Source organism: Chryseobacterium oncorhynchi, from assembly GCF_002899895.1.
In the GTDB taxonomy this organism is placed as follows: Bacteria; Bacteroidota; Bacteroidia; order Flavobacteriales; family Weeksellaceae; genus Chryseobacterium; species Chryseobacterium oncorhynchi.
This window is the reverse complement of the sequence record NZ_PPEI02000001.1, coordinates 487,318-499,545: the sequence shown is the minus strand read 5'-3', so window position 1 is coordinate 499,545 and position 12,228 is coordinate 487,318. Positions and strand designations below refer to the sequence as shown.

The 12,228-nt window shown below is 32.7% G+C and carries 11 protein-coding genes; 5 read left to right on the top strand and 6 right to left on the bottom strand.

All coding sequences use genetic code 11. The features are described 5' to 3' along the window. Positions 1-44: 44 nt before the first annotated feature. Positions 45-887, bottom strand: a complete 843-nt coding sequence (locus C1638_RS02350) for a M12 family metallopeptidase (protein ID WP_109617841.1) — start codon at positions 885-887, stop codon at positions 45-47. Positions 888-1,526: 639 nt separating this feature from the next. Between C1638_RS02350 and C1638_RS02345 the strand changes: the two genes are divergently transcribed. Next, a complete protein-coding gene (locus C1638_RS02345; protein WP_109617839.1) occupies positions 1,527-3,704 on the top strand; it encodes an ATP-binding protein in 2,178 nt (725 codons plus the stop codon). 215 nt (positions 3,705-3,919) lie between these two features. Here C1638_RS02345 and C1638_RS02340 read toward each other — a convergent pair whose 3' ends face one another. From C1638_RS02340 to C1638_RS02330, 3 genes are all read right to left on the bottom strand, one after another. Continuing rightward, on the bottom strand, positions 3,920-4,279 hold the full coding sequence (locus C1638_RS02340) for a prevent-host-death protein (protein WP_109617837.1): 360 nt from the start codon (positions 4,277-4,279) through the stop codon (positions 3,920-3,922). Positions 4,280-4,611: 332 nt separating this feature from the next. Next, positions 4,612-5,058 (bottom strand): KTSC domain-containing protein, encoded by a 447-nt coding sequence (locus tag C1638_RS02335; RefSeq protein WP_109617835.1) that lies wholly within the window; start codon positions 5,056-5,058, stop codon positions 4,612-4,614. Positions 5,059-5,176: 118 nt separating this feature from the next. After that, entirely contained in the window at positions 5,177-5,845 is a 669-nt protein-coding gene (locus tag C1638_RS02330; RefSeq protein ID WP_109617833.1) for a hypothetical protein, read from the bottom strand. Positions 5,846-6,410: 565 nt separating this feature from the next. Between C1638_RS02330 and C1638_RS02325 the strand changes: the two genes are divergently transcribed. From C1638_RS02325 to C1638_RS02310, 4 genes are all read left to right on the top strand, one after another. Then, the gene (locus C1638_RS02325; protein ID WP_109617831.1) at positions 6,411-7,064 is read left to right on the top strand and encodes a TetR/AcrR family transcriptional regulator; all 654 of its coding nucleotides are present in this window, start codon (positions 6,411-6,413) and stop codon (positions 7,062-7,064) included. Positions 7,065-7,300: 236 nt separating this feature from the next. Next, positions 7,301-7,945 carry a TetR/AcrR family transcriptional regulator gene (locus C1638_RS02320; RefSeq protein WP_109617829.1) on the top strand — a complete coding sequence of 215 codons (645 nt, stop codon included), beginning with the start codon at positions 7,301-7,303 and terminating at the stop codon, positions 7,943-7,945. A gap of 481 nt (positions 7,946-8,426) precedes the next feature. Next, the gene (locus C1638_RS02315; RefSeq protein WP_438829974.1) at positions 8,427-9,548 is read left to right on the top strand and encodes a lactonase family protein; all 1,122 of its coding nucleotides are present in this window, start codon (positions 8,427-8,429) and stop codon (positions 9,546-9,548) included. A gap of 65 nt (positions 9,549-9,613) precedes the next feature. Then, positions 9,614-9,967, top strand: a complete 354-nt coding sequence (locus tag C1638_RS02310) for a DUF488 domain-containing protein (protein WP_109617827.1) — start codon at positions 9,614-9,616, stop codon at positions 9,965-9,967. Between the two features lie 28 nt (positions 9,968-9,995). On the opposite strand, the gene C1638_RS02305 is transcribed toward C1638_RS02310, so the two are convergent. Beyond that, positions 9,996-11,201 (bottom strand): MFS transporter, encoded by a 1,206-nt coding sequence (locus C1638_RS02305; RefSeq protein WP_109617825.1) that lies wholly within the window; start codon positions 11,199-11,201, stop codon positions 9,996-9,998. A gap of 89 nt (positions 11,202-11,290) precedes the next feature. Further along, a complete protein-coding gene (locus tag C1638_RS02300) occupies positions 11,291-12,202 on the bottom strand; it encodes a helix-turn-helix domain-containing protein (RefSeq protein WP_109617824.1) in 912 nt (303 codons plus the stop codon). Between the last annotated feature and the right edge of the window lie 26 nt (positions 12,203-12,228).

Here is a 12,228-nt window from a genome sequence, read left to right as displayed (position 1 = left end):
CCGATTTTACACAAGGTAGACTCATATTGAGATAAGTAGATTTCTTATTTTGGATATACTGTTCCGATAAATTGCTTATCTGTAGGAGATAAAACAGTATTACTACCCACACTGAATCCATTTGTGGTCAGCGTTGAACTGATACTATAATGCATAATAGATTGCGTATCATAAGCACTATATTGTGTTTGTGAAGTTGAATATTTTGCAAAAAGGTTATTATCTACCTGAGCTTGAGTCCAGTAATTTGGAGCACCTGCATAATAGGCGTATACTTTTGGCTTATCCCACGGAATAGCTGCTAAAGGATGTTGGTGCTCATGGATCATTCCAAGGGCGTGGCCAAATTCATGAATGACTGTTCTGCTGAATTCTGTATCACTTGTCGAATCATTAAACCAGCCAAAGTTCATTGTTTCTTTATTAGATGCTATACTAAGGGCATCTTTTCCTATATATGAATAAGATCCGGCACCGGATGTAAATGTCACACGAATCTGTGGCGTTCCAGTGGTAACAAAATTAAAAGTAATATTGGCATATTTGGACCATTCCTTGGCGTATTGTATCACCTTGTTGCGAACGTAAGTGCTTCCTCCGTAAAGACCTACAGTGATAACGCTGCCATTTGTCCATTTTTTATTAGTAATAACAGCTCCCCTTGAAGCTGCTCCAGGAATATTATCCTCTCCCGGAAGATTTACATCTTTACACATTTGTGTTTTTTCGAAACCTGCAGGAATATCTGCTGTTGGAATGGCTTGTAGTGCCGAAAGCAATTGTTGGTCTTGTGGGATTTTTTCATCCACATTATCATTTGTAGTATTACATGATACTAAAGCCATTGAAATAAATGATCCTAATAAAATTTTCTTGTGTAATTCCATAATGTTGGTGTTTTATGTTGATTAATTTTTTTAACGATTAAGAAAATAGATAATCCACTATGTGTGAATTAAAGCTATAATAAAAAATAATGCTCCCTCTTTTTTTCTTTTGTAAATTAAGATTAAGGCACATCTACACAGGTACTACATTAACCTAATTGCCTTTCTATAAAGGAATTTCATACTTGTGGAATCATATCATTTCAAGGGTATATTGTCTCATATTAGCATCATCACATTGTATATTAAACAAAATTAAGTATATAATGAGTATAAATTTCGTGGTAAAAATTCCTTTTTCTTAAGTTTTCTCTATTGAAAATCAAAATTTAGTGATTTAAGTATATCGTTATTCTTGAAAAAAATGAAAGGTTATAATGTTGAAGTAAAATGTAATAATGAATCTTTTTTTTATAAAAATAGAAATGAAAATAATCAAGCTTCCAATTTAATCCTGAGTTTTACAGATAATGGTATAAAACTTTCAATTGGAAAAATAAATTTCGGTATTTTAATTATAGTTTAGTATTTTAGTAAATCGATACAATGTCTTTTATTCAGGGTGTTTACCAGTATTCTTAATGATAACTTTCTTAAAGATTTCTGAATATTATAGTTTTATTTTTAAATAAGGAAATTATGCTTCAGGTTGGATGTCATGAAGAGCAAATACATCTTTGCGGAAAAATCCAGTATTTTGGTTATCTATTTGTTTTTGAGAATGGTGTGTGTGTTGCTGCCAGCAGAAACTCGGTTGAAATTACAGAGCTTTCTTTCGATAAAATATTGAAACTTACAATAGATCAATTGTTGAATCTGATTGTTGATGACAGTGGATCTATGATCTCCGAAATAGAAAAATATGTATCTGCCCCACTTAAAAGGTTTACAGAACGTATCTCTATTCGTAATCAAGAATACTATATCAGCATCTATCAATATGATGAAAAAATATTTTTTGAAATTGAGATTTGTAATAATTATGTTGTAAGATCAACCGATTTGAATAATTATGCCAAAGAACTTGAACGTAGTGAAGATTGTTGGCAGACGCTAACCCATCTCATCAAAGAAATAACGGGTTTTGATCGTGCAATGGTTTACCAATTTCTTGAAGATAATAGTGGACAGGTAATTGCAGAATCAAAAAATGAAGATCTGCCGTCCTATTTATCATATAGATATCCTGAATTCGATATTCCTATACAAGCTCGCGAGCTATATTTAAGATTTCCTGCCCGTAATGCTGCAAATGTGGACGGGGAAATATTTGATATTCTTGGAATCTCTTCTGATAAACTGGATTTAAGTTACTGTAGTCTTAGAGCTTTCTCACCTATACATCTACAATATCTTCGGAATACAAATACCTACGCAAGTGTTAGCTTTTCAATCATAATTGAAGAAAAACTTTGGGGATTGGTAACATGCCAAAATACAGTACCTAAACATGTTGACCTTGAACAGAGAAATGTATGTACTTTCTTAACGCAGTATGCCGTAAACTATCATCTTTTGAAACATCAAAAAGAATTGATTAGTGCTCATAAAATTATGGGAGCTTTAGAAAGAGATCTTAAAACTGAACTTTTGATGCAATATGATTTTGTGGGTGTTTTAAAAAAATATACTCCCAAAATAATGGAGATCGTTGCTGCCGATGGACTTGCTGTGAAGTATAATGGAGAGTTGAGCTATAATGGAGAGACTCCTGATAAAAATAGTATAGATATAATAGATAAATATCTTTTGAACAAAGAAGAAGAAAGTTTATTTTCTACAAACCATTTTAATTACTTTCAATCAGAATCTCATGATGAAACTTCCTTTCCGGGTGTGATTAGAGTCAATTTACTTCCCGGAAATAGATGGTTTCTCTATCTTTTTCGGAAAGAAAATATTGTGGAGGAAATATGGGCGGGAAAGCCAGAGAAATTTTCTATAACACCAGAGGGAAGTCAGATTTCTTATCCTAGTCCGCGAACATCTTTTGAAAGCTGGAGAAAGCTGACCAAAGGAAAGTCTATAAACTGGAAAATAAGAGAGCTTGCATTTCTTGAAAAAATAGCATACGTTATACAACAGGCAATTGCCCAAAGAGGTGGAGAAATCTTCAAACTGAACAGAGAGCTTATCCGTTCAAATAGTGCGCTAGATACCTTTGGGTATATACTGACTCATGATCTTAAAAACCCTCTGGCAATGATTAACTTGTCAGCCGATATGATTCTTAACCGCGAAGAAGACAAAAATAAACTATTCAATAGGCTGGCAACTAATATCCTTAATTCTACTCGGCTTATGACCGAGATGATGGATAAAGTGTATGAACTTTCCCAGTCTACTTATGTTCATTTTGAGCTTGAAATGATTAATCCACAAAGAAAAATAATTGATATTTTAGAAAATACCAAGAAACAGTATGAAAGTGAAAATCTTAAGTTCATCCTTGGTGAAACAATAGCTATCCCAGGTGAAAGAACACTACTTTATCAAATGTTCTTAAATCTTATTGGGAATGCCGTTAAATATAGTTCCAGAAAAGAAAATCCTCTTGTAGAAGTCAAAAGCTATAGGCAAGATTTATCGGTTATTTATGAAATTCGGGATAACGGTATTGGTATTGATTTAAGTAATGGAGTCAATATTTTTGAAATTTTTAGGAGAATGCCTAATACTGTAGCATTTGAAGGAGCAGGCATTGGACTATCTATTGTGAAAAGAATAGCTGATCGCTTAGGAGCTAAGGTCTCCGTTGAGAGTAAGATGAATGTAGGAACAAGTTTTTATCTTGAATTCATGAACGTTCCTCTATAATTACTGTTTTTAAAGCTTCTGCATTTTCATTATGTATTGAGATACTTAATTTTGAGTACAACGAATATTATGATAAAATTAATCAGAAATAGGGTTCGTAAAAGTATCCCAAAAATTAATATAATAATCAGAGTATAACAGAAATAAAACAGAAAAGAATTGAAAAAAAGACACGAGCGTTTAGCTCGTGCCAAATGGTTTAATTGCTGAAAATATTAATTCAGATTATAATTAGCAATAACTAGGCTCAAAATGAAATGAACGTAATTCTGCTCAACATCTTTTCTATTGATCAGCCTATTTTTATATTCATAAGAGCTTAGCTCTCTTGTTAATCTGTGATACGTTTCAAAATCCTCTCCTTTAATCTTCACCCTGATGTTACCATCTTTTCTTTTAATAAGCTCATTGTCGATAGTTCTGACTTTAAATAAAACTTCACATAGTGTTGGACGAGACTTCATTGACCCAATAAATCTTTCAACAACATTAATCTTGAATGCATCAAATAAAATGTTGTGAAAAACAATTTTTGAGTTAGGCTCTTGAGTATTGAGCTCAAGCTTATAATTCATTATTTTAAATTTTGGTAAATATAGGCTTAATTATAACAAATAACAGCGTATTTTAATAGAAGGTTCCCATCATAATGATTGAATTTTATTCAATACATCATAAACAAGGTATTAAAAAAATAAGGTTTTTAGTGATAATTAATTGAAATATAGGATTCTAATTAAGCTCAGAGAGGAGTTTTAAATTAAAACTTAAAATATAATATGGAATAATAATTTTTCAGTTAAATGTGAAGTAGCATATGACGGAACTCTTTCTGTCTTTTATTTTATATAAAAAAAGACTTTCAGAATGAACTGAAAGTCTTTTTATTTGTTTTTGAATGAAAAAATTAATCTTCCATAGCCTCACCAGCTTTTCTGTAGATGAAATTTCCATAAATGTGTCTTCTTGCAAAACGACTTGGCGAATCTGCATTGACCATTTTTATATACGTATTTCTTGGTACACCTAGATATTCATACATTTTTCCATTCAAATGCTGAACGTTCAAAATCTGCTTTTCAAAATAAAAATCATGAATATTAGACTTCGTTATTGTTTCAGTGTATTCTTCCTTATATTTTTCCTGAGTTTCCTCATTGATACTTACCAAAAAATGATAGGCTTCAATTACTGCCTTACTTTTTTCTTCAGCTTCCAGTTTTCCGGCTTCATCATTAACAAATTTATCAGGATGCGAATCTTTCATCGTATTTCTGTAAATTACTTTTAATTCTTTTAAAGTTACATTTTTGTCAACCCCAAGAAGCTTTCTATGCTCACCAACTCTTTTCATAATTTGAATCCCTATTTTCGGGGTGCAAAATTAAGGAAATTAATTCTAAAAATCATAACTTATTCATTATTAATTTATTTGATGTCTGAAAAACGGCTTGTAGCTTAATTTGAGCCTGTTATTCTAAAATTGAACCATCAGAATAGACAATTTTCTGAACATCAAAGTCAAAGCTTAAATCTTCAAGCTTTGCTGCAGCTATTTTTTTATCTTCATTAGAAAACTGATTATAGTCAAAAGCAGCATCACCCTTAAAAGTAGCGTTGCCTGCAATTCTGTCATCTGTAAAATCCATGCTATAAGAGTCTCCAATTTGTTCTCCCAAAGAATTATAAATTTTAAAACTAATTTTAGCAGCTTTTATTTCCTTAGGAGATTTATTTTGAATAGCATATTTGAATAAGTTATAATCATCTAATCTCCCGACATCAAAGTTACTCGGAACATATTCTTTATCAAATATTGTCACAATAAGAGCTTCTTTCATTTTCTGTTTCCTTACTTCAGCTTCCTTTTTTGCTTTTGCTGCCAAAGCTTCTTTTTCAGCCTTAAACTTTTTAGCTTCGTCCAGAATACCCTGATAGGTCTTGTTTTCTAAAGATTCACCTTTCAGTTTAGCTCTTATCAACCATCCTGCAAATAATCCGGCATCTTGTTCGTTCCATTTTTTGCTTTCCCCAATTTCTTTTAGGTCTTCAGCCATGGTAGCTTCATTATATTTTTTGCTTGTTGGGTTTGAGCAGGCTGTTAGAAATACCAGGCCACATAGTACCAAAATTTTCTTCATGATTTAATTTGTTTAAATTAATTATTAGTGTTATAATTTTAACTAAAGATAAAAAATAGGGATATTGTAGTGGATAAATTGACAAGTTTATAATAATTAGTCCCTGAAAATAAGAACATCATTATTAGAAGTCTTTTGTATTTTACCTTTGAGTTTCTGAATATTTTATGCTTCTTGTAGCTTTTACTTTAAGAATCCTTTTAACGAGAGGATCATTCAGTTTAGATTTGTCTACTTATACAGTGTTTGGGATTATTACTGTGGTAAAGTTGTACTGGCTGACCCTACACGAAATCTGGAATTTTGATCCATTATTACTTTAGTATCATCATTTGTATAACCTTTGGAATAGAAGCTTCAATGCTTCCCATTTTCCTTATATCTGAATGTTGTTGGTCTAAAATGAACAATAATGTCATCAAAGTAAGTCATAGTTTTTTTTCAATTTAAATAGTGTTTTATATATGTAGAATGGCTTAGTTTGTGCAAATATATGAAATAGGACACCAATTAGTGTCTAAAATAATTAAAAATTTCATAAACTTGTATAATTGAATGTTTAATCATGGAAAGAAAATCAGCAGCAGGCAGTATCCGAAATAAGGAACGCAGTAAAAAGAAATTCTTGGATGCGGTTGGGAAAATTCTGAAAACCAAAGGTTATGCAGGATTAAAGGTAAATGACATTGCTACTACAGCAGGCGTAGATAAAAAGATGATCTATACATACTTTGGCGGTATGGATGGCTTGATAGACGAGTACATTCGCTCACAGGATTATTGGATTAATGCAACAACAGATAAAACAGACAAAATATTACCTGATATAAAAGACGGTGGAGAATCATTTATTAAAGAAATGCTACTCTCACAGTTTGATTACGTATACACCAACAAGGAAGCTCAAAAATTATTACTATGGAGCTTATCTGAACCTCGAAAATCATTAAAAAAGCTAATTGATACCCAGGAAGAAAACGGAGAACATATTTTTAAATATATTTTCCACCCATATTTTAAAGGAAATTCGGAGGATTTTAGGGCGATCATGGCAATCATGGTTTCCGGACTTTATTATCTGAATATGTTTGCTTCTGTAAATGGAAGTGTTTTTTGTGGTCTCGATATGAATAGCCCCGAAGGGCGTGAAAGAGTTAAAAGAGCAATATCTTTTATGGTAGGGCAGACCTATGAGAATCTGAATTCTCAGGAAGATTGAGGAAAAGACTACTATTTTTAAATAATAAAAAACAGCATCATTAGAAATCTAGTGATGCTGTTACTTTTAGTGTTTTTACCTTAGTGTTTCGAAATTCTTTTAAATTTTTTTTCACTCAGATAGTGTTTAAAAATATATAGAATGGTTCTTAGTTGATGCAAATATACAAAATAAGACACTAACTAGTGTTTAAAATGATTAAATTTTCTTAAACTTGTACAATTGAATGTTTAACCATGGAAAGAAAATCAACAGCAGGCAGTATTCGGAATACGGAACGCAGTAAAAAAAAATTTTTGGATGCCGTTGGAAAAATTCTGAAAACAAAAGGCCATGCAGGGTTAAAAGTCAATGATATTGCTTCTATAGCCGGGGTTGATAAAAAAATGATCTACACTTATTTTGGTGGTATGGATGGCTTGATGGATGAATATATTCGTTCTCATGATTACTGGAGCAAGATTACAACTGAAGAAATTGAAAAAATAAAGCCGAAAACAGATGACGGAGGTAGATCATTCATGGAAGAAATGCTGCACTCACAGTTTGATTATATCTATAAAAATAAAGAGGCACAAAAATTATTACTCTGGAGATTATCTGAATCTCGAAAATCATTAAAAAAACTCACAGATACACAGGAGGAAAATGGAGAATACATATTTAAATTAATGATGGATCCTTATTTTAAAGAGAATTCAGAGGATTTTCGGGCGATCATGGCAATAGTAGTTTCAGGTCTTTACTATCTGAATTTAAGGTCTTCTGTGAATAGTAATTTTTTTTGTGGTGTAGATCTCACTTCTGATGATGGACGGGACAACATCAAGAGAGCCGTTTCTTTTTTTATAGAGCAGGCCTATGATCATTTGCAATATTAAAACCACAACAGCTAAGAAAGTTGCTTGTTTGTATCTATAAGGAATAATTTTTTGAAGAAATAAAAACAGCATCATTAGAGTTCTAATGGTGCTGTTACATTTAGTGCTTTTACCTTAGTATTCGAATTTTTTTTCTCAACTGAGTGTTAAAAATATATAGAATGGTTTTTAGTTTGTGCAAATATATAAAATAAGACACTTTAAAGTGTCTAAAAGTTGTAAAAAATTTTATATTTCTTTACAATTGATCAGTTAGTCAGTAAGATAAAGTGAATGGTAGTTGGCTTTTGTAAAGGAAATGGATGCAGTAAAAAGACTGAAAATAAAAATTATCTACATTGATTGTACATGAAATTACTTCTATAATGAGAGTTGATAGCTATAAAAATTATAAAGCTTCAGTATTTTGAATAGTAACTAATACATACATTTGTGGATCGTTCACCGTATTTTCCAAAACATTTCCAAAAACTAATAAAAATTGAAAAAAACAGTAAGCATTATGCTTGTTATTTTATCAGGTATAAAGTTGTATGCACAGGATACATATGTATTTTTTGGCTCATTTAACCGTGACAAAGAAACCGAGGGAATCTATGTATATCAATTGGATACCATTAAAGGTAAATTGTCAAAAGTAACATCCATTAAGGGAATTTTAAATCCATCATTTCTGACTTTGTCTCCCAACAAAAAATATCTTTTTGCCTGTACTGAAAGTAAAACGAAAGATGCTGGAAGTGTAAGCAGTTTCGAGTTTAATCCCGAAAAAAAGACCTTGACCTTTATCAACAGTCAAAAAAGCGGAGGTGAAAACCCTGTTTATCTGACTGCTCATAAAAATGGGAAATGGCTGATTAATGGAAATTATACCGAGGGAAGCACTTCGGTTTATCCGGTTTTAGAGAATGGATTCATACAGCCGTACGTTCAGAATTTTCAATTTTCAGAAGGAAGTGTGAATCCGGATAGGCAGGAGCGTTCTCATATTCATTCAACGGTCTTTTCTCCTGATTTTGATTATGTATTTTTACCTGATCTGGGAGCAGATAAAATAAGAAGTTATAAGTTTGATAGTGATCAGAAAGAACCATTGAAAGAAGCTGAAAAACCTTTTGTACAAGCTGTTTTAGGAAGTGGGCCAAGGCATTTTACATTTCACCCCAACGGTAAATATGCTTATTGTATTGAAGAAATGGGAGGAGCGGTGAGTGTGTATAAGTATGAAAGTGGAAAACTAGAAAGCATTCAGAGGATAGACACTCATTCAGATAAAATTAAAGATAACTTTGAAAGTTCAGATGTTCATATTTCTCCTGATGGTCGTTATTTATACGCCTCAAATAGAGGACAGGAGAATAATATCGCCATATTTTCAATCCAAGGTAACGGAACCCTAAAAACTGTAGGATATCAGCCGACCGGAGGAAAACATCCAAGGGTATTTGCTATTGATAACACCGGAAAGTTTTTAATAACAACAAACGCAGTAAGTGGAACAGCAACTGTATTTAAGCGAAATGCCGAAACCGGATTGCTGAAAAAAGTGGGTAGAAAATTGAAAATGAATGGAGTATCTTCTGTGCAGATTGGACAGTATTAATTCTTATGAATTTAAAAATAGGGGATGAGGAATAAAATTTGCTTTTATTATTGAAAATAATCAGAATGTCTGTAATTGTATTAAAAAGAGTTTATGAAACCTCTTCGCTCACAGATGGATATAGAGTTCTGGTAGATCGTCTATGGCCTCGCGGACTGACCAAGGAGAAAGCTATGATTGATGATTGGGACAAAGACTTGGCGCCATCTTCGGAATTGAGGAAATGGTTTCATCACGACCCTGAATTGTGGAATGATTTCTCTGAGAAATATAGGAAAGAACTTGATGATAATAATTTAGGAAAGGACTTTTTGAACCGTCATAAAGATCAGGAGAAAATAACGCTGGTGTATGCAGCAAAGGACGAGGAACATTGCCATCCTATTGTTTTGAAGAAATATCTGGAAAGTCTTAAGTGATAAGATACCCAAAATAAAAAAGCAGAGATTAATTCTCTGCTTTTTCTTTTTTTACGGCTTGGTGCATCACAAGAATAATCCCGAGGAGTAAACATGCGATGATGAGGTAACGCCAAGAAAGATCTTTTTGTTCTGTAACAGTTCCGCTTATAGAAATAATAAAGCTGGTTATTGAAGTGATTACATAAACCAATCCACCCATTAAACCACCTGCTGTTCCTGCATTTTTAGGGAAGTATAGCATACTTGTGGTGAAAAATGAGGTAAACAAAATTCCGGAACAGATATGAATAAAAAAGGCAAAAGGAACCATAATGAAAAGGCTTTCTGCAAAGTAACTGGTGATAATTAAACCTGCAATCAGAATCAGTTGAAGTAAAATAGGCTGTAAGATTCTTGGTTTAAAATCTAATGTCAGTCTGCGTTTTCCAATAAAACCACCAATCATCCATGAGAATCCCAGGATCAAAGTGCAATATCCAATCACAACAGGTGTAAAATGAAAGGTGTTTTCAATAATAAACGGTCCGGTAATATTGAATAGCATCACAATGGAATAACTTAAGCCTAAGATGAAGATTCCCAACATGAAGATTCTGTTTTTAAGCATCATCTTGTAAAGACTGATGTTTTCCGAAAGATCCAACTTCTTTTTCTGTGGAAGACTTTCTCCACTGAAGAACCATTCAAAAAGGAATAAAAATCCGGCATAAAAGGCAAGGAAATAAAAGTTAGCATGCCAGTTGAACAGTTTTTCAAGATAGCCTCCAAGAAAAGGAGCCAGAATAGGGCCGCAGGACCACACAATGGTAAAGTAGCTTAGATAATGCTTTACCTTTTCTGAATCATAAAGATCTACAAAAATAGCACGGGTAGCTACCACAAGAACTGAAACAGCAGCTCCCTGAAGAATACGGAGTAAACATATTAAAAAAATACTGTTGGTTGTGGTAATTAAAATACTACTCAGTATCAAAATAAATAAAGCAATCAGCTTAGGGCGATAACGTCCAATACTGTCCAGAATTCCGCCTACAAATAATTGGGAAATCCCATAGCTCAGCAGGTAAGACGTTAAAGTAATCTGGATATCTTTTTCCGAAACCATCATCTCCTTGGCCATAGATGGAAATGAGGGTAGGTAAATATCAGTGACAAATCCCGAAAGTGGAATAGACACAAAGGCCATAATGGTTATTAATCTGATGCGTTGTTCAGATGCTTCTCTCAACATATTCATTCTTTTTTTACAATGCAAAAATAGTTCAAGAAATAGAAAAACCAATTTTAAAAGACAAAGTAAAAATTACGAAATTCAAATATTTAAATAGCGTTCTTAAATTTTAAAGGGGAAACCTGTGCGTGCTTTTTAAAGAAGTTATTAAAGTGGGAAGGTTGTTCAAAACCAAGAGTGTAGCCAATTTGAGCAATATCCCAGTTGGTATACTTCAGTAGGCTTTTAGATTCTTCAAACATTTTTTCCTTAATAATCTGTGTCGTAGTGAGATGGGTTACTGATTTTACTGAGGAATTTAAATGATTGACATGTACATTAAGATGATCTGCAAAGTCAGAAGCCGTTTTTAAAGCCAATGGATAAGCAGGAGAGTCCAAAGGAAACTGTTTATTAAGAAGTTCATCAAATAGTCTGTACAGGCGAACGTTGGCTGGAAGCTCACTAAGGCTTATATCTTCTACGTGGCTTTCTAAGGCAAGGTGCAATACGGAAGCAAGGTTACTTTTAATGCCGCTGCAACGAAACGGATAAGTAGAATGGTTTAACTTGTGCATTTGCTCAAAATACATATTGGCCAACTGCGTTTGCTCCTCATTCAGAAAGATAAAGGGCTTGCTCCATTCTTTAAATAAGGAAGTTTTTTTAAATAAATTAAACTCTGAATTTCCATTAAAAAACTCCTGATTAAACAAGCAGAAATACCCCTCCTGAATGTTATCCCCACATTCCCATGAATAAGGAATATTAGGAGACGGAAAAAAAAGTACCGGACGGTCAATATATAGTTTATGCAGGCCATAATGGATTGTTCCTTTTCCTATCATAAAACAGATTTTATAATAATCACGGCGGTTGTAGGGACTTTTGAAGCCACAATACTTCCGTGGAAATATATTGAAATGAGACTTTCCTTTTTCAAGCTCTGAATATGACATTTCCAGCAGATCCTTTTGGGTGCGCTTATAATAATCCTCTATGGTTTCCAGTTGATCACTCATTACTTTAAAATTATGAAAATCAAAGA

Coding starts and splice junctions, on each gene's coding strand:
- C1638_RS02325 (WP_109617831.1), top strand. CDS start 6,411: ATGGAAAGAAAATCAGCAGCAGGCAGTATCCGAAATAAGGAACGCAGT.
- C1638_RS02320 (WP_109617829.1), top strand. CDS start 7,301: ATGGAAAGAAAATCAACAGCAGGCAGTATTCGGAATACGGAACGCAGT.
- C1638_RS02310 (WP_109617827.1), top strand. CDS start 9,614: ATGTCTGTAATTGTATTAAAAAGAGTTTATGAAACCTCTTCGCTCACA.
- C1638_RS02345 (WP_109617839.1), top strand. CDS start 1,527: ATGCTTCAGGTTGGATGTCATGAAGAGCAAATACATCTTTGCGGAAAA.
- C1638_RS02340 (WP_109617837.1), bottom strand. CDS start 4,279: ATGAATTATAAGCTTGAGCTCAATACTCAAGAGCCTAACTCAAAAATT.
- C1638_RS02300 (WP_109617824.1), bottom strand. CDS start 12,202: ATGAGTGATCAACTGGAAACCATAGAGGATTATTATAAGCGCACCCAA.
- C1638_RS02330 (WP_109617833.1), bottom strand. CDS start 5,845: ATGAAGAAAATTTTGGTACTATGTGGCCTGGTATTTCTAACAGCCTGC.
- C1638_RS02350 (WP_109617841.1), bottom strand. CDS start 887: ATGGAATTACACAAGAAAATTTTATTAGGATCATTTATTTCAATGGCT.
- C1638_RS02305 (WP_109617825.1), bottom strand. CDS start 11,201: ATGTTGAGAGAAGCATCTGAACAACGCATCAGATTAATAACCATTATG.
- C1638_RS02335 (WP_109617835.1), bottom strand. CDS start 5,058: ATGAAAAGAGTTGGTGAGCATAGAAAGCTTCTTGGGGTTGACAAAAAT.